Origin of the sequence: Serratia proteamaculans (assembly GCF_008830365.1) — a bacterium.
Classification (GTDB): Bacteria; Pseudomonadota; Gammaproteobacteria; order Enterobacterales; family Enterobacteriaceae; genus Serratia; species Serratia proteamaculans.
Genome location: NZ_WBKI01000001.1, coordinates 1,354,005 through 1,371,238 on the forward strand (window position 1 = coordinate 1,354,005; position 17,234 = coordinate 1,371,238).

The 17,234-nt window shown below is 56.9% G+C and carries 16 protein-coding genes and 1 pseudogene; all 17 read left to right on the forward strand.

What is annotated here, in order from left to right:
* Window positions 1–9 precede the first annotated feature (9 nt).
* Entirely contained in the window at window positions 10–729 is a 720-nt protein-coding gene (tagF, locus tag F8R23_RS06390) for a type VI secretion system-associated protein TagF (protein WP_112349606.1), read from the forward strand.
* 23 nt (window positions 730–752) lie between these two features.
* Window positions 753–1,778: a type VI secretion system protein TssA gene (tssA, locus tag F8R23_RS06395; RefSeq protein WP_129936696.1), complete on the forward strand. Its 1,026-nt coding sequence runs from the start codon at window positions 753–755 to the stop codon at window positions 1,776–1,778.
* Between the two features lie 104 nt (window positions 1,779–1,882).
* A complete protein-coding gene (tssB, locus tag F8R23_RS06400; protein WP_099064671.1) occupies window positions 1,883–2,419 on the forward strand; it encodes a type VI secretion system contractile sheath small subunit in 537 nt (178 codons plus the stop codon).
* A 3-nt stretch (window positions 2,420–2,422) separates the two neighbouring features.
* A complete protein-coding gene (gene tssC, locus F8R23_RS06405) occupies window positions 2,423–3,928 on the forward strand; it encodes a type VI secretion system contractile sheath large subunit (protein WP_085117362.1) in 1,506 nt (501 codons plus the stop codon).
* Between the two features lie 56 nt (window positions 3,929–3,984).
* The gene (locus F8R23_RS06410; RefSeq protein ID WP_112349604.1) at window positions 3,985–4,491 is read left to right on the forward strand and encodes a type VI secretion system amidase effector protein Tae4; all 507 of its coding nucleotides are present in this window, start codon (window positions 3,985–3,987) and stop codon (window positions 4,489–4,491) included.
* Entirely contained in the window at window positions 4,488–4,928 is a 441-nt protein-coding gene (locus F8R23_RS06415) for a T6SS amidase immunity protein Tai4 family protein (protein WP_112349603.1), read from the forward strand. Before F8R23_RS06410 ends, F8R23_RS06415 begins: the two co-directional genes overlap by 4 nt.
* Before the next feature lie 197 nt (window positions 4,929–5,125).
* Window positions 5,126–5,608 carry an Hcp family type VI secretion system effector gene (locus tag F8R23_RS06420; protein ID WP_012145727.1) on the forward strand — a complete coding sequence of 161 codons (483 nt, stop codon included), beginning with the start codon at window positions 5,126–5,128 and terminating at the stop codon, window positions 5,606–5,608.
* A gap of 101 nt (window positions 5,609–5,709) precedes the next feature.
* Window positions 5,710–6,075: a T6SS amidase immunity protein Tai4 family protein gene (locus F8R23_RS06425; RefSeq protein WP_129938284.1), complete on the forward strand. Its 366-nt coding sequence runs from the start codon at window positions 5,710–5,712 to the stop codon at window positions 6,073–6,075.
* Window positions 6,068–6,448, forward strand: a pseudogene (locus F8R23_RS06430) (T6SS amidase immunity protein Tai4 family protein). Before F8R23_RS06425 ends, F8R23_RS06430 begins: the two are co-directional and overlap by 8 nt.
* A gap of 150 nt (window positions 6,449–6,598) precedes the next feature.
* Window positions 6,599–8,344 (forward strand): type VI secretion system-associated FHA domain protein TagH, encoded by a 1,746-nt coding sequence (gene tagH / locus F8R23_RS06435; RefSeq protein WP_151415405.1) that lies wholly within the window; start codon window positions 6,599–6,601, stop codon window positions 8,342–8,344.
* A complete protein-coding gene (locus F8R23_RS06440) occupies window positions 8,344–9,117 on the forward strand; it encodes a PP2C family protein-serine/threonine phosphatase (RefSeq protein ID WP_129936699.1) in 774 nt (257 codons plus the stop codon). Before tagH ends, F8R23_RS06440 begins: the two co-directional genes overlap by 1 nt.
* Window positions 9,118–9,147: 30 nt before the next feature.
* Window positions 9,148–10,134, forward strand: coding sequence for a type VI secretion system-associated protein (locus F8R23_RS06445; protein ID WP_129938286.1), 987 nt, complete (start codon window positions 9,148–9,150; stop codon window positions 10,132–10,134).
* A 17-nt stretch (window positions 10,135–10,151) separates the two neighbouring features.
* Window positions 10,152–10,967 carry a type VI secretion system accessory protein TagJ gene (locus F8R23_RS06450; RefSeq protein ID WP_277986051.1) on the forward strand — a complete coding sequence of 272 codons (816 nt, stop codon included), beginning with the start codon at window positions 10,152–10,154 and terminating at the stop codon, window positions 10,965–10,967.
* 2 nt (window positions 10,968–10,969) lie between these two features.
* Entirely contained in the window at window positions 10,970–11,545 is a 576-nt protein-coding gene (locus F8R23_RS06455; RefSeq protein WP_151415406.1) for a type VI secretion system baseplate subunit TssE, read from the forward strand.
* A gap of 4 nt (window positions 11,546–11,549) precedes the next feature.
* Window positions 11,550–13,436, forward strand: coding sequence for a type VI secretion system baseplate subunit TssF (gene tssF, locus F8R23_RS06460; RefSeq protein ID WP_129938287.1), 1,887 nt, complete (start codon window positions 11,550–11,552; stop codon window positions 13,434–13,436).
* Window positions 13,433–14,506, forward strand: coding sequence for a type VI secretion system baseplate subunit TssG (gene tssG, locus F8R23_RS06465; protein WP_129938288.1), 1,074 nt, complete (start codon window positions 13,433–13,435; stop codon window positions 14,504–14,506). Before tssF ends, tssG begins: the two co-directional genes overlap by 4 nt.
* Before the next feature lie 51 nt (window positions 14,507–14,557).
* Window positions 14,558–17,221, forward strand: coding sequence for a type VI secretion system ATPase TssH (gene tssH, locus F8R23_RS06470; protein ID WP_151415407.1), 2,664 nt, complete (start codon window positions 14,558–14,560; stop codon window positions 17,219–17,221).
* Window positions 17,222–17,234 lie beyond the last annotated feature (13 nt).

Here is a 17,234-nt window from a genome sequence, read left to right on the forward strand (position 1 = left end):
GACAAGATGATGAGCAATGACCCGAGCCCGACCACAAGCATTGGCTGGTATGGCAAGATCCCTTCCGCCGGTGACTTCCTGCAGCGTCGCCTGCCCGACCTGGTGGTCAACAATTGGGCCCACTGGTTTCACAACGGTTTGGTGAACCTGCAACGCAATCCACCGGGGCCGAACGGGCACCCTTTCAGCAACGCCCCGGTATGGAACTTCGTCATTCCGGCCACGCTCGGCAGCCAGTATGTCCAAATGGGCTGCCTGCTGCCCGCCCGTGATCGGGTGGGACGTCATTACCCGATCTGTGCTCTGCGCCTGTTCTGCCAGGAAGACTGGCGAATGCAGCAATTGAACATGGCGGCAGAATGGTACAACCAGCTCGGGCATCGGTTACTGAATGGCGTGCGCAATGGTTTTTCTGCCGAGCAACTCGACCGTTCGTTGCTGGAGATCCCTGTTCTTGCCAGCCCACCCGTTGAGACAGATTCCGAGATCCTGTCGATCATCGGTTTCCAGCATCCGGACGTGCCCGGCCTCGGCTGGCAACAGGCGGCCGACTGCTTCGATCCAGCGCAGTACACCAGTTTCTGGTGGACCAATCAGGCCGATGGGCATCCGCTCTATACCCATGTGCACAGCGGCAACCTTACCGTGCAACTGTTCTCTCTGCTGTTTGAACCCAATGGCTGGGCACGCCCCGGTCGTGGCGGTCACTATCCGCAGATGTTTGATTAACCTCGCCTGTTGAAGGAAATTTTATGGCTATCGACACCCTGTTAGCCCCGGTTGACGCAGAAAATCCCTGCGGCGAAAACCTGGAGTACGACACTGATTTTCTGGCGATGGAGCAGGCTGCCACCGGTAAGAGTGAGCAGCAGTTCGGCAGCACCATTATCCCGGCAGAAGCACCGGACTGGGTGCAGGTGGAGCGACTCGCGACCACGTTGCTGGCGCGCACCAAAGATTTACGGGTGATGCTGTGCCTGACCCGCGCCTGGACGCAACTGCGCGGGCTACAGGGTTACGCCGACGGCCTGATGCTGATCCATCAGGCGCTGGATCGCTACTGGGATACATTGTTGCCACTGCTGGAATTCGACGGTGAGGCCGACCCGCTGTTTCGCATCAACGTGCTGGCCGATCTCGGCGATAAAGCCACGCTGACCGCCAGCGTGCGCGCCGCGCCGCTGCTGAAAGGGGCTACCGGTGAAATCTCGCTGCGCGATGCCGGGGCGCTGCTCGACGGCAGTAAGCTCGAGTGCCCGACCTTTCCTGGCGGCCGTGCGCGCCTGCAGGATGAACTGTCGCAACCGGACCGCCCGGAAGCCCAGTTGGTGGTGCACATCGCCGAAACCCTCGGTGCTATCCGCGCGACAGTCATCCGCCATTTGGGGGAAAGCGCCCTGCCGGAAATGCACAACCTGACCAAAATCTTTGCCCTGGTCGCTCAGTTCGGTCAGGACATCGCCCCGGTTACCGAAATGGCCGAACAGCCAGATGACGTTGCCGCCCAACCCACAAACGCAACCACAGCGCCATCGGGTGCCACGCTCAACTGGCGCAGTGCACAGATTCAGTCGCGCGATGATGCCCAACTGATGCTGGACAAGGTAAAAAGCTATTTTCGTCTTCATGAGCCAAGCCACCCGGCCCCGCTGATGATCGACCGGGTACAACGGCTAATTGCACTGGACTTTATGCAAATTATCCGCGATTTGGCGCCCGATGGTCTTAACCAACTGGAGACCATTCTCGGTCGTCCCGATAACGAGGAGAACAACTAGCCGCCGATCCCTTTGTTCTCTTAACGATAGTCATACCTGCATTTGAACCTGACTCTCCAAGCCGGAAGAGGCGCGTTCCCAATCGCCATAAGATGGAGTAAATCATGCCAAACTCGAAATCCCGCAGCGGGCAGAAATTTATCGCCCGCAACCGCGCACCGCGCGTACAGATTGAATACGATGTCGAAATTTATGGCGCAGAGCGCAAAATCCAGTTGCCGTTCGTGATGGGCGTAATGGCCGATCTGGTAGGGAAATCGGTTGATCCGCAACCGAGCGTTGATGAGCGCAAATTCCTGGAGATCGACATCGATAACTTCGATGAACGCATGAAATCGCTAAAACCGCGCGTGGCTTATCAGGTCGACAACACCCTGACCGGCGAAGGCAAGCTGAACATCGACCTGACTTTCGAAAGCATGGAAGACTTCTCCCCTGCCGCGATCGCCCGCAAAGTTGACGCGCTGGACAACCTGCTGGATGCCCGTACTCAGCTTTCCAACCTGCTGTCTTATATGGACGGTAAAAACGGTGCCGAAGAGCTGATCTCGAAGATCTTGCAAAACCCGGCGTTGCTGCAATCCCTGACCGATGCGCCGAAACCGGCTGCAGAAGACGACAACAATCAGCGTGAGGATTAATTGATGAGCAACTCGCCTCAGCAACAAAAAGCGCTGCAGACCACCGAAAGCTTCTCCAGTGATGAATTCAGTGCGCTGCTGAACAAAGAATTTCGGCCTAAGACCGATCAGGCCAAGGAAGCTGTTGAAAATGCGGTAAAAACCCTGGCACAGCAGGCGCTGGAAAATACCGTTACCGTCTCCTCTGACGCCTACCGCACCATTCAGGCGCTGATCGCCGAAATCGACGAAAAACTGTCGCAACAGGTTAACCAAATTATCCACCACGCCGAATTCCAGAAGCTGGAAGGTGCCTGGCACGGCCTGCACTATCTGGTCAACAACTCCGAAACCGACGAAATGCTGAAAATCCGCTTTATGAGCATTTCCAAGCAGGAGCTGGGCCGCACGCTGAAACGCCATAAAGGCGTGGGTTGGGACCAGAGCCCCATTTTCAAGAAGGTGTACGAGGAAGAGTACGGCCAGTTCGGTGGCGAGCCGTTCGGTTGTCTGGTGGGCGATTACTACTTCGATCACAGCCCACAGGACGTAGAGTTGCTGGGTGAGATGGCGAAAATCAGCGCCGCCTCCCACTGCCCGTTCATCGCCGGTACCGCACCGAGCGTGATGCAGATGGAATCCTGGCAGGAGCTGTCCAACCCACGCGATTTGACCAAGATCTTCCAAAATACCGAATACGCCGCCTGGCGCAGCCTGCGTGAATCGGAAGATGCCCGCTATCTGGGCCTGGTAATGCCGCGATTCCTGGCACGCCTGCCGTATGGCATCCGAACCAATCCGGTTGACGAGTTCGACTTTGAGGAAGAAACCGACGGCGCGAACCACGGTAACTACACCTGGACCAACGCCGCCTACGCCATGGCCGCCAACATCAACCGCTCGTTCAAAGAGTTCGGCTGGTGTACCGCGATCCGTGGGGTGGAGTCTGGCGGTGCGGTAGAGAACCTGCCGTGCCACACCTTCCCGAGCGACGACGGTGGCGTGGACATGAAGTGCCCGACCGAGATCGCCATCAGCGATCGTCGCGAGGCCGAGCTGGCCAAGAACGGCTTCATGCCGTTGGTACACCGGAAAAACTCCGACTTTGCCGCCTTTATCGGTGCCCAGTCGCTGCAAAAGCCGGCCGAATACTACGACGCCGATGCGTCTGCCAATGCTCAGCTCTCCGCCCGTCTGCCTTATCTGTTCGCCTGCTGCCGCTTCGCGCATTACCTGAAGTGCATCGTCCGTGACAAGATCGGTTCTTTCCGCGAGCGCGACGATATGGAACGCTGGTTAAACGACTGGATCATGAACTACGTGGATGGCGACCCGGCCAACTCCTCGCAGGAAACCAAGTCGCGCAAACCGCTGGCCGCGGCGGAAGTTCAGGTGGAAGAGATCGAAGACAACCCGGGCTACTACAGCGCCAAGTTCTTCCTGCGCCCACATTACCAATTGGAAGGCTTGACCGTCTCCCTGCGTCTGGTATCGAAACTGCCTTCACTGAAGCAGAACGACGCATCCTGATGTGCTGAAAGTCAGGCCGTGGAAACACGGCCTGAAAAATAACATGGAGGTAGGATATGGGAGCAAGACCACGATTTCTCGCTGCATGGACAGCAGCCAAAAATATTTATGACGCTAATGACTCGCTGGGAAAAGTGAAAAATACCATTGGCGGCGCAGTGCAACGCAACTTCGAGATCCCCGTGAATGCTGGAGGATGGGAAAATAGCTGTGCTGTGAGAATGAGTTATGTACTTAACTATACAGGGCATCCGGTCCCCAGAATAAGCCAACTCACGGTCTCTGGTGCAGATAAGAAATGGTACTTTTTCCGAGTACGTGATCTTATTTCATACTTGACAAAAACATGGGGAAAGCCAGATTTAATTATCAATTTCCCTCAACTACCCGTGACCCAACTGGCCAATAAAAAAGGTCTAATCCTTTTTGAAGTATCCGGATGGGACAACGCAGGTGGGCATGCTACGTTCTGGAATGGTTCCAGTTGTTCGGATCATTGCTATTTCAATGAGCCGGGCACAAATTACTCAACTCCTCGAGCCAACTTTTGGGAGTTGCCATGAATACTCTAATTAAATTCAGTCTGCTTTCAACGCTACTGAGTGTTTCATTGCAGTCGCAAGCCACGGATATCCAAGACCCAGTAGCATTTATCAAACAAATGCCTTATTTCCAGGTGGTTAAAGAGCTGGCACTGACTCGCTGTCTGGCGCAGGTTTCCGAATCAGACAAAACCTTCTCTCTTGATGCGGCCAGAACCGCCAATGCGATGAGAGAATGGATGCCGTTTGATATCGAATCCGGTGATGAGAAAGTGAATACTCTCATCGATAAGTTCAAATCCAGAGTGAACGCGTTTCACAGCGAGACTAAAAACAGCAGTACAGGGGTAACCTTAAACTGCCTGCGGCTTTATCACAGCACCGAGCTGGATAAATTATCTCGTGAAGTCATTGTTGGTGATCCTAATCACTCGTGGAATCAGGATAACCCGCAGTAATCAGCATTGGGCCATTGTCGTTTTTTAATGATGGCTCGGTAATTAATACCGAAAGCATGCGGTATTTAATGAGGTGCATGGCACAAGGATATTAAATGGTAGTGCATTACCAAACTTTCAATTCCTGCTGCTATTACCTGAATTTTTCAACGTAACGTTAATACTACTGTTAACCCTTAATAAAGAGTGAAGAAACTATGGCTATTGATATGTTCCTGAAAGTTGAAGGTGCCAGCGGTGAATCTAAAGATTCAAATCACAAAGGCTGGACCGACATTACTTCTTTCTCCTGGGGCGCTTCTCAACCAGGCAACATGAGCGTGGGTGGCGGTGGTGGTGCCGGTAAGGTTTGCTTTAACGATCTGCATGTCAATGCGCTGGTCGACAAATCAACCCCGGCGCTGCTGAAACACTGCTCCAGCGGTAAACACCTGACCAAGATTGAACTGTCAGTCTGTAAAGCCGGTGGCAGCCAGGTTGAATACGTCAAAATCACCCTGGACGACGTACTGGTCACTGCCGTGCAATATACCGGTGCCGGCGGTGAAGACACTGTGGGCGTGACTTACTCGTTCCAGGCATCGAAAGTGAAACAGCAGTACTGGGAGCAGAGCGATAAAGGCGGCAAAGGCGCAGAAAGCAGCGCAGGTTGGAATATCAAGGAAAACCGCGAAGCTTAATCTGTTTCCCCCGGTTCCGGCCGGGGGTTCTTCATACACACTCATTGGTAAATTGGGATGCAAACGTAAAAACCGCTATTTGGCCCGGCATGGATATTAAAATGAAAACTTCATACTTTGCCTTCACTCTTTTACTTTTACCGACTGCGTTACTTGCCGAAGACATAAAAATAGAAAATCTGTCACAAGAGGAAATATATAGTAACTGGTTGGTTAGCCGATGCCTTGGAAAAGCCACCGACTCCGAAAAGACCCGCGAAGATGCCTTCCGCTCAGCCAGCGCCTATTTGGAGTTCAGCAAATTACCTCTTGATGCTTTCGACAAGGGCGAGGAATTGGTTAGTCAATCTTTGCAGAAACACGCGCAGGGTTCTGTTAAGGGAAGCTACCATACATTGGAATGTCTTTCGCTTCCTCAATCCGCAGAAGCCAAAGTTATTTTCAAAAAATACGAAAAAAATGAATAGGCAGGCAAGGCTGAGATTGTTGCTCATAATCACAAGCTTAATAGCATCCCCTTCAGGGCTTGCACAGTTTAAGCAAATGTATAGCCCAGAGTCACAGCTTAAAAACTACGCACTTAGCGCCTGCATTGCCGAAGGTTATTCAGCAGCAGAGGTGAAAAATGACACCGCGGCCGCCGCTTGAGGCTATACCGAGTTTGGTGATTACTCCCTTGAAGCGCACACCGCAGTTCGCAAACTCGCCAAGCAATTTTTGGCACGTCAGTACGACAGCATGTCAGGTGAACCGATGACGATGGCAAAATGTATCGACCTTTACCATAGCCAAGAACTAAAACAAATAATAAGTAAGTACAAAGGCAAAGACGACAGCTAGCTTTTATAAGTGCTCTTGATTTCCGAATTAAAATTAAAATAGTTCATAAAAAACTCATAAACCGGCTTACCAAAATAGCCGCTAATTTTGGTAAGCCAAACACCGAAATAATAACTAACTGCAATACATCCTAATCAGCAGGAATGCCTTATGCGATTTTCTATTGTGAAAAATAAAAGTGGCCAGGTTGCGCCACAGAGTAGCTGCGACTTTTTGCCGCCCGGCGGCACCATTGGCCGTAGCGTGGACAACAACCTGGTGCTGCCGGACGAAGAGCGCGCCATCTCCCGGCTGCAGGCGATCGTACATATTTCTGCTGACGGCGAATGCCGCGTGACCAACCGCGGTAACGTCACCCGTATGCTGCTGAACGATATCCCGCTGGAGCGTGGCCGTCAGGTCGAACTGCAGGATGGGGACATTCTCGGCATCGACGATTACCAGATCCAGGTCACCTCCCTGCAGCAACAGGCTGCACCGCAAGCACAACCGGCGGTCAAAAACGTCGATACCGCTTCGGCCCCCGTCCCGGTAGCGACGGCCAAAGAAAAATCGGCAGCCCCTATCCCGAATGAAATCTGGGACAGCCTGGTAGAAGAGTTCACACCGAGTACTGCCGCCCCAGCAGCCCAGACGCCAGTCATCAATCAGGATCACCACCCGCTGCTGGAAACCCCAGAGCCCGAACGGAACCCGGTGGACCCGCTGGCACAGTTGGCACAGTTGGCTGGCAACGTCGAGTTACGTCAACTGCAAACGCAACAAACCGATCCGACGGCGCTGTTTAATACCGACGCGACCTTCGAGCGCGATCCTATTTTGGCCGATACCACCCCGAGTGCACTGTTGACCGAACAGCGCCAGACAGCTCGTCAACCTGCGCAGGTCAAACCCTCGACGGTAGAAAGTCACGAACAGGAGCTCGATCCGTTGGCGTTGTTTGGCGGTTCTTCCACTCCCGCATCGCCGGAGGCATTGAACAGCAACGATCCCCTCGGTCTGCTGATGGGCAGTGCCGTCCCTCTGACACAGCCGGAGGTACCCCAGCCACCGTTGCAACAGCCGGCAATGGCAGCTCGCGAGGAAACACCTCAACCCAAAGCCGCGCCGCAGCCGGTCGCACAGCCAACGCCGCTACCGCAACCTGAGCCACAATATCCCCCCCCGGTTCAGCCAACCACCGCTCAACCGCGTCCGCGTCCGGCCAACCGCCTGGGTATCGATCCGATCGCCTATCAGTCCGCACGCACTCAACATGGTCCAGTAACTAGCGGCGAACAGTTGGAAGGCCCACTGTTGGCGGCACTCCTGCAAGGGGTTGGTCTGGATGATCTACAGCCACAGCCGCACTTTGATGAGCAACAGCTCCGTCAGGCCGGTCGGTTGCTGAGCCTCTTTTCTCAGGGCACCGTCGCTCTGCTGTCTTCACGCTCGATCCTTAAGCGTGGCGTGAAGGCCGAGATGACCATGATCCTCGATGAGGCCAATAACCCATTCAAACTGCTGCCTTCGGGCAAGACGGTGTTGATGCAGATGTTCGGCAGCAAAATGCCGGGGTTTATGCCGCCAGAACAGGCGGTACGTGACGCGCTGATCGACCTGCAGGCACACCAGCTAGGCATGATCGCCGGTATTCGCGCCATCATCGCCGCCATGTTGCAGTCGTTCAACCCGGATCGTCTCGAAGAAGAAGCGCGTAAGGAAGGCGCGGCCCCTCGCCTGTCGCTGCCCGCCAGCCGCAAGGCGGCCCTGTGGGATTACTTCGTAAAAAGCTATCAGCAGACCTCTGGCGAAATCGAGGACGACTTCCACACCCTGTTCGGCGAAGCCTTCCTGCACGCCTATGACGTTGAAGTGAATCAATATAAAGACTCACAGACCCAACCGGATGCGTAATGAATATCACTATAGCCTCTACCTCCAATCAGGGCGGCCGCGCCTCTAATCAGGATCAGACCGGCGAAGTGGTCGGCAACCGCGCAGCCTGTTTCGTGGTTTGTGACGGCATCGCCGGTTTTCCCGGCGGGGACATCGCCGCCAAGCTGGCACACGACACCATCCTGCAAAACTTCGACGGAGAAAAGCACCTGAACGCCCAGAACATTCGCCAACACATTTCCAGTGCCAATGCCGCCATCCACCAGCAGCAGCGACAGGCGCATGAGTACAGCAAGATGGGCACCACACTGGTCAGCCTGTTTATCGATCGTGATTACCAACTGGCCTATTGGGCGCACGCCGGTGACAGTCGTCTGTATCTGTTCCGCCGCGGCTATTTGTATTCGGTCACCACCGACCACAGCCTGATCCAGCAAATGCAGGACGCCGGCTACCAGACCAGCGGCATCAACAGCAATTTGCTGTATTTCGCCCTGGGCCTGAATGAAGAGCGCGACGCCACCTACAGCGACGTGTTGCAACTGGAAGATGGCGACGTCTTTCTGCTGTGCACCGACGGCTTTTGGCACAGTTTTACCCAGTCGGAACTGGAACAATCGCTGCATATGGTCAACTCCCCCAGCGAGTGGATTGCCCTGATGGAGCAAGCATGGAAGAAAAATAATAACAGCGATAACTACAGCGCTATCGCCGTCTGGATTGGCTCACCGCAGGAAACCACCCTGCTGCATTCGCTGGCGGATGCAGAGCGGTTTTTGTCCCGCGACTGAGTCAGGTACACATTTACAGCAAGGTTCCCTATGAAATACTGGATGCCCGGATTTATCGCCCTGATGGCGATACCGGCCGCGCAGGCGGCGAATTATCGCTTGGTCTACTCCCCCAGCCAGAAGCTGGAGGTGTTTATCGACGACGTCAAAAATAGCCAACCGGCCAGTTGGTGCAGCAAAACCATCCCGCTGCGCATCGTTTCGGCGCAGAGCAAAGATCCCGCCGTGCTGGATGACTTCCTGCCCCGCGTCGGCAATCTGCTGGCCAAGCAATGCGCCAAGGCCAGCCAACTGCCCTGGACGCTGACCGACAAGCGCGGTGAAAAACTGGCGTCCGGCGAAGCCAGCAAGGCACGGGGCTGGAGGCCGGTGCAAAAACAGCAGGCCGTCGAGCCGATGACTCCCCCACCGCCGGTGATCCCGCCTGCCGTGGCGATCACCTCTCCCCAGGCAGACAGTGCACCGGTACCCCAATTTGACCTGCCGCAGGGCTGTCATTTCCGCACTTACTGGAACGAAGAAACCAACGGCAGCGCGCTGTTCATCCCGAGCGGCGACGCACTGCGCTGTGGTGAGGACGGCGGGTTAAACGGCAATAGCAGCGTGACTTTGCAGCAAAATGGCAAAACCGCTTCGCCGGTGCTGTCATTCTACCGGGGCTACCCGCTGGTGAAGATCAACGTCGGCGATCACCCCTTGAGCGTGGTCAGTGCCAACGTGCAGCGGCTGGTGCTCGGCGCCAACCCGCAGGCTCCGGGCAGTTTCCTGCTGCTACCTTTCGCACCGCAGCTGCACGCCTGGTCGTTTAATGGCGAAGTGATCGTCGAAATGCCCCGTGAACAAGCCGCAGATACCAACAAAATCAAACAACGCATTGAACAGGTACAACGTGCCTGGCAGCCGCTGCTGACCAACCCGGCCACGCCACTGAGTTTCAAACTGGTGGAAAAGCTCGCCGGCGATCGGGTCGATCCTGCCAGTGGCAGCTACCTGTCGGTTAACGACGCCACTCACTGATTATTAAGGAAAGCCCCGTGAAATCATTAGCAAACATGTTGCAAGGCGGCTCGGTCAGCGCGGCTATCGGCGCAGTGGAAAGTGAAATTAAAGCGCGACCGGCGGATGCCAATCTACGTGCCGCGCTGGTGCAACTGCTGTGCATCAGCGGTAACTGGCAGCGCGCCAACGCACAACTGAAATCCTGGCAGGCTCTGAAGCCGATCGCCCAGCCGACCACTTTGCTGTTAATGCAATCGGTCAATGCGGAACAGCAGCGCCAGGCCGTGTTCGCCGGCGAGGCAGCCCCCGCGCTGCTGCAACAAAATCAGCCCTGGCTGCAACAGATGATCCAGGCCTTACGTCACGATGTCTTGGGTGAAGCTGAACAGGCGCAGGCATTGCGCGATAGCGCGCTGGAAGCGGCACCGGCCAGTGCCGGGCAACTGACCCTGGATGAACAGCAACAGCCGGTGGCGTTTGACTGGCTGACCGACGGTGACGGCCGCCTTGGCCCGGTGTGCGAACTGGCATTGAACGGCACCTATTACTGGCTGCCCTTTGCCAATATCGCGGAAATTCAGTTCCAGGCACCGCAAAGCGCCATTGACCTGGTCTGGAGCCATGCACTGGTACGGCTGAACGATGGTCGTGAACAGGTTTGCCAACTGCCTGCTCGCTATCCGCTGGCCGCAGACAGCGACGATGCCCTGTTGCTCGGCAAACGCACCGAGTGGCTAGCGCTGGGCGAGGGTCCGCACTACGCCGGACTGGGCCTGAAAACCTGGCTGAGTGAGAACGATGAGTTCCCGCTGCACAGCCTGCGCCACCTGAGCTTTAACGCGAGCGCCTAATCATGAACAGCAAGCGGCCAACCCAACATGATGATGGCGATCTGCGCCGTCAGGGCTATCGCGCCCGTCAGGACAGCGAGCGCCTGACGTCACGCGACAAAATGGAGCCGGTGCTGCTCGACATGCTGACCGACGACCAACCGCTGAAAAAACAGGAAGCGCAGGTGCGCAATCTGGTCTCACACAGCGAACTGCGTCGCCGGGTGTTGCGTGACCTGCAGTGGCTGTTTAACTGCGTGAACAGCGAATCCAGTCTCGATTTGGGCAACTTCCCGCAGGTGCGGCGATCCACCCTGAACTATGGCATCGCCTCACTGGCCGGCAAGCGCATGTCGGATATCGAATGGCAGGATATTCAGCAGGCGCTGACCGAGTCCATCCTCAATTTCGAACCACGCATCCTGCCCGATGGCTTGCAGGTGCGCTGCATTTCGGACACCGGCTCGCTGGAGCTGCACAACGTGTTATCGATTGAAATCAAGGGCCGCCTGTGGTGCGTGCCCTATCCGCTTGAGTTTCTGTTCCGTACCGACGTGGACCTGGAAAACGGCCACTTCGATCTGAAAGACATAGGGTAAGGCGATGGACAGTAAACTTTTAGATTATTACAACCGCGAGCTGGCCTATCTGCGCGAGATGGGCGCGGAATTCGCCGAGCAGTATCCGAAAGTGGCGGGCCGCCTCGGCATGCGTGGCATCGACGTGGCGGATCCTTATATCGAGCGTCTGATGGAGGGCTTCGCCTTTCTCACTTCGCGCGTGCAACTGAAGATGGACGCGGAGTTTCCACGTTTCTCCCAACGCCTGCTGGAGATTATCTACCCCAATTATCTGTCGCCGACGCCGTCGATGGCGATTGCCGAGCTGCAACCGGACAGCAACAAAGGCGACATCAGCAACGGCTTTGTGGTGCCGCGCGGCACCATGATGGACAGCCAGTCGCTGAAAAAAAGCGGCATCACCTGCAGCTATACCACCGCGCACGACGTCACGCTGCAACCTGTGCGGCTGAAAAGCGTCGAGCTGGGCGGCATTCCGGCTGATATCCCGTTGGCCAGCCTGGGGTTGCAGCACAACGGCTGCGTCAGCGCGTTGCGTATCCGGCTGGAATGTTATGACAGCGTCACGCTGAACAACCTGCAGTTAGACCAGTTGATGTTCTACCTCGCGGGCCCGGATTTGCAGGCGCAGCAACTGCTGGAACTGCTGATGGAGCACAGCGTCGGGCTGATTTGCCAGACGGTGGAAGCGCAACCGCAGCGGAGAGTGCTGGCGCTGGATGGGTTACGCCAGGAAGGCTTTGCCGCCGATCAGGCATTGCTACCGAACGATCTGCGCAACTTTGAAGGCTATCGCCTGCTACAAGAGTATTTTGCCTTCCCGGCGCGCTTCCAGTTCTTCAGCGTCAACGGTATACGCCCGCTATTGCAAAGCGTACGTGAAGGCAAAAAAACGCTGCGGCAGTTTGAGATCCTGGTGTTGCTTGACCGCCAGGATGCGGCGCTGGAACGGGTGATCGACGTCAGTCATTTGGCACTGCACTGCACGCCGGTGATTAATCTGTTCCCCAAAGTCGCCGAACGCATCACTGTCAGCGAAAAAAGCCATGAATATCATCTGGTGGTCGATAATATTCGCCCACTTGATTATGAGGTGTTCTCTGTTCAACGGCTCGGCGGCAGCGCCAGCGAAAAACGCTATGAGCAGGAGTTTCGACCGTTTTACAGCACCCTGAGCGCGGATGACGGCAACTATGGCGCTTACTTTTCACTGCGCCGCGAACAGCGCACGCTGTCCGAACACGCCCGCCGCTACGGCACCCGCACCGGCTATGTCGGTTCGGAAGTGTTCGTCTCGCTGGTGGATGAACGACAGTCACCCTGGCATAGCGACCTGAAATACCTCACTGCCGACGTGCTGTGCACCAGCCGCGATTTGCCGCTAATGCTGTTGCAACAGGATCAGGGCAATTTCGTGATGCCGGACTCGATCCCGATTAAACAGGTGTCGCTGAAAAAAGGCCCGACGCCGCCGCGCCCGGCTCTGGCCGAAGGCATGATCACCTGGCGGCTGATTAGCCAGCTGCAACTGAACTACCTCAGCATGATGGACGGTGACCCGGAACAAGGTGCTGCCAGCCTGCGCCAGTTACTTGGGCTGTACGGCAACCTGAGCGAACCGGCAATCACCAAGCAGATCCAGGGCGTGCGCCACTGTAACCTGCGCCCGGTTTACCGCCGGGTGCCCGAGCCAGGCCCGATCGTATTCGCACGCGGCATCGCCATCGATCTGACCGTTGACGAGCAGTCGTTCTCCGGCAGCAGCCCCTACCTGTTGGGCAGCGTGCTGGAGCGGCTGTTCTCCCGGCTGGTGGCGATGAACACCTTTACCGAAATGACGCTTTCCAGCCAACAACGCGGCGAGATCGCCCACTGGCAGGCGCGCATGGGCAAAAGGACGCTGATTTGAGCCCGCATCTCGCCGGGGCGGAACTGACGGCACCGCCACAGATAAATGCCTTGCACCGCCTGCCGGAGGATTTCTGGCTGCGGCTGAGCAATGCGCCTTATAAACACGATTTATTTCAGCTGCTGCGCCGCCTCGATGCTCAGGGCGGGCAAGCTTACCTGCTGGGCCGCGCCCCATTGCCACGCCATGAAATGCTGCGGTTGGGGCAGGAACCTTCGCTGTCGTTCGCCCCGTCGACGCTGGCACAGGTCAGCCCACGGCCACAAAGTCCGTTACACGACGTTTCGATTTTCAGCTTTGGCCTGTTTGGTCCCAATGGGCCGCTGCCGCTGCACCTGACCGAATACGTGCGTGAACGGGTCCATCACCATCAGGACACCACCTTGCTGGCCTTTGCCAACCTGTTTCACCACCGGCTAACGCTATTGTTTTACCGCGCCTGGGCCGATGCGCAACCCACGGTATCGCTGGATCGTCAGGATGACCGGCGTTTCGACCAATACCTTTCCAGCCTGATTGGCATCGGCCAACCGGCGCAACAACAACGCGACAGTATCAATGCCCACGCCAAGCATTTTATGGCCGGTCATCTGATTCGCCACAGCCGCGATCCGGAAGGGTTAAGCAAAATCTTGCAGCAGTACTTCAAGGTACCGGTGCGCATCGTGGAAAACATACCGCACTGGCTGCGGGTAGATCCACGCGAACAGGCTCGCCTCAAGGCGGGTCGCGGTGCCCCCCGACTGGGAGAATCCTCGTTCCTTGGCATTGCAGTGCGCGATATTCAACACAAGTTCCGCATCGAACTGGGGCCAATGTCACAACAAAACTATGAGCGTTTTCTGCCCGGTGCCGAACTGTGCCGTCAGTTGCGTGATTGGGTGCGCCAATATCTGGGCATCGAGTTTGTTTGGGAACTGCGGCTGATTCTGGCGAAAGATCAGCTCAGCGGCACCCAACTCGGCGGTACTCAGCGCCTGGGATTAAGCAGTTGGCTGGAAGACGCCCGCCACCAACGCGACCTTGACGATCTAATCTTCAGCCCCGAACCGCTGGAAAACCCGTACTGACTTTATTCTGGCCGGAGCCATATGGCGCTCCGCCACGACCTGAGGAAAACCATGTCTGAAATCAGCCGCTCGGTATTATTTGGCAAACTGGATAACCTGTTATTCACCTCTCTGGAAAGTGCGACGGCGTTTTGCAAGCTGCGCGGTAACCCTTACGTTGAGCTGGTGCACTGGCTGCATCAACTGATGCAGGCACCGGATGCGGACCTGCAACAGGTGATCCGCCACTTTGCACTGGATGAAGCGCAACTGGCGCGCGATATCGTCGAGGCGCTGGATCGTCTGCCGCGAGGTGCCAGCGCGATTTCCGATCTGTCCGAGCATATCGACAGCGCGGTAGAGCGTGCCTGGGTTTATGGTTCGCTGAAGTTCGGTGCCACACAAATCCGCGGCGGCCATCTGCTGCTTGGCATCCTGAAAACCTACAGCCTGCGCCACCTGCTGAAGGCCATCTCCGCACAGTTTGAACACATCAACACCGATTTGCTGATGGAGCAATTTGCCACCATCACCGCCCACTCGGCAGAAAACAACCTGACGCCAAGCGCTCAGGCCGAGACTCCCCCGGCGGCGCAGAGCGGCGGCAGCGTGCTGGCGCAATATGCTCAGGATTTGACCGCCAGGGCGCGCAACGGCGAGATCGACCCGGTGACCGGGCGCGATGAGGAAATCCGCCAGATTGTCGATATTCTGATGCGTCGCCGTCAGAACAACCCGCTGCTGACCGGTGAGGCCGGAGTCGGCAAAACCGCCGTGGTCGAAGGGCTGGCGCTGCGTATTGTGGCCGGTGACGTCCCGCCGCAGTTGCGCGATGTTCAGCTTTATCTACTGGATATCGGCATGTTGCAGGCCGGAGCCGGGGTTAAGGGCGAGTTCGAAAAACGTCTGCAGACGGTGATTGATGAAGTTCAATCCAGCCCGACCCCCATCATTTTGTTTATCGACGAAATCCATACGCTGATCGGTGCCGGTGGCGCACAGGGCACCGGTGATGCCGCCAACCTGTTGAAACCGGCGCTGGCACGCGGTCAGTTGCGCACCGTTGGTGCCACCACTTGGTCGGAATACAAAAAATACATTGAGAAAGACCCGGCGCTGACCCGCCGTTTCCAGGTAGTGCAGGTGCATGAGCCGAGCGAAGACAAGGCGTTGCTGATGCTGCGCAGCACCGTCAGCCCGCTGGAGCAACACCACCGCGTGCTGCTGCTGGATGAGGCGGTCGACGCCGCCGTGCGTCTGTCGCATCGTTACATTCCGGCCCGCCAGTTACCGGACAAGGCCGTGGCGCTGCTGGACACCGCTTGTGCACGCGTCGCGGTCAGCCAACATGCGGAACCCGCACAGGTGGAAGACTGCCGCCACCGCATTGAAGCATTACAGATTGAATTGGAGATAGCCCAGCGCGAAACCAAGATCGGTATCGGCAATCCGCAGCGCCCGCAGGATATCGAAGCTCAGCTGGCGCTGTTGCAACAGCAACTGGAACAGCTCACTACCCGCTGGCAGGATGAGCTGGCTCTGATCCAACAGATCATCGATCTGCGCGCAGACCTGCACGGGGAGGATGCTGTAGCTGAGCCAACTGACGAGGCAACAACAGATGAATCACCAACCGTCCCCACTGCCGAAGAACTGCGCGCCCGGTTGGCGCAATTGCAGCAACAACTGAGCGAGTTGCAGGGCGAGGCTCCGCTGATTTTCGCCGCTGTCGATGCCAACGTGGTGGCCGCAGTGGTATCCGACTGGACCGGTATCCCACTGGGTCGCATGGTGAAAAACGAGATTGACGCGGTACTGCAACTGGCGGATACGCTCAACCAACGGGTTATCGGCCAGCGACATGCGTTGGATCTGATCGCCCGCCGGGTACGTACCTCTCGGGCACGGCTGGACGATCCGAACAAGCCGGTCGGGGTCTTCCTGTTGGCAGGCCCCTCCGGCGTCGGGAAGACCGAAACCGCGCTGGCGCTGGCGGAAACGCTGTACGGCGGCGAGCAGAACGTGATTACCATCAACATGAGCGAATTCCAGGAGTCGCATACCGTTTCAACGCTGAAAGGCGCCCCGCCCGGCTATGTCGGCTACGGCGAGGGTGGCGTGCTGACCGAAGCGGTGCGCCGTCGCCCCTACAGCGTGGTACTGCTGGACGAAATAGAAAAAGCCCATCCGGATGTACACGAGATCTTCTTCCAGGTGTTCGATAAAGGCTGGATGGAAGACGGCGAAGGCCGCCATATCGATTTCCGTAACACCATCATTATTCTGACCTCTAACGTCGGTACCGATCTGATCGCCGGACTGTGCAGCGATGCGGATCTGATGCCGGAACCGGAGGCGCTGAGCGGCGCCCTGCGCGAACCGCTGCTGTCGGTGTTCCCGGCGGCGCTGCTTGGCCGCCTGCTGGTGGTGCCTTACTACCCGCTGACCGACGCCACGCTGGGCAACATCGTGCGGCTGCAACTGGGACGGGTACAACGCCGGCTGGCGGAAAACCACGATATCGTCTGCACCTTCGACGACGCGGTGATCGAGCAAATCGTCAGCCGCTGTACCGAAGTGGAGTCCGGCGGCCGTATGGTCGACGCCATTCTGACCAACAATCTGCTGCCGCAGATCAGCCACACCTTACTGACCGGCAGCGCCAACGATCAGCGCTATCGCCAACTGCATATCGCGCTACAGCAAAACGAATTTATTTGTCAATTTCAGGCATAACGCCGCGGCCGCC

Bases quoted from the DNA above. Each gene is read 5' to 3' on its own strand.
- tssH (WP_151415407.1), top strand. From the start codon at position 14,558: ATGTCTGAAATCAGCCGCTCGGTATTATTTGGCAAACTGGATAACCTG.
- tagH (WP_151415405.1), top strand. From the start codon at position 6,599: ATGCGATTTTCTATTGTGAAAAATAAAAGTGGCCAGGTTGCGCCACAG.
- F8R23_RS06425 (WP_129938284.1), top strand. From the start codon at position 5,710: ATGAAAACTTCATACTTTGCCTTCACTCTTTTACTTTTACCGACTGCG.
- tagF (WP_112349606.1), top strand. From the start codon at position 10: ATGAGCAATGACCCGAGCCCGACCACAAGCATTGGCTGGTATGGCAAG.
- F8R23_RS06420 (WP_012145727.1), top strand. From the start codon at position 5,126: ATGGCTATTGATATGTTCCTGAAAGTTGAAGGTGCCAGCGGTGAATCT.
- F8R23_RS06455 (WP_151415406.1), top strand. From the start codon at position 10,970: ATGAACAGCAAGCGGCCAACCCAACATGATGATGGCGATCTGCGCCGT.
- tssC (WP_085117362.1), top strand. From the start codon at position 2,423: ATGAGCAACTCGCCTCAGCAACAAAAAGCGCTGCAGACCACCGAAAGC.
- F8R23_RS06415 (WP_112349603.1), top strand. From the start codon at position 4,488: ATGAATACTCTAATTAAATTCAGTCTGCTTTCAACGCTACTGAGTGTT.
- tssB (WP_099064671.1), top strand. From the start codon at position 1,883: ATGCCAAACTCGAAATCCCGCAGCGGGCAGAAATTTATCGCCCGCAAC.
- tssA (WP_129936696.1), top strand. From the start codon at position 753: ATGGCTATCGACACCCTGTTAGCCCCGGTTGACGCAGAAAATCCCTGC.
- tssF (WP_129938287.1), top strand. From the start codon at position 11,550: ATGGACAGTAAACTTTTAGATTATTACAACCGCGAGCTGGCCTATCTG.
- F8R23_RS06445 (WP_129938286.1), top strand. From the start codon at position 9,148: ATGAAATACTGGATGCCCGGATTTATCGCCCTGATGGCGATACCGGCC.
- F8R23_RS06410 (WP_112349604.1), top strand. From the start codon at position 3,985: ATGGGAGCAAGACCACGATTTCTCGCTGCATGGACAGCAGCCAAAAAT.
- F8R23_RS06440 (WP_129936699.1), top strand. From the start codon at position 8,344: ATGAATATCACTATAGCCTCTACCTCCAATCAGGGCGGCCGCGCCTCT.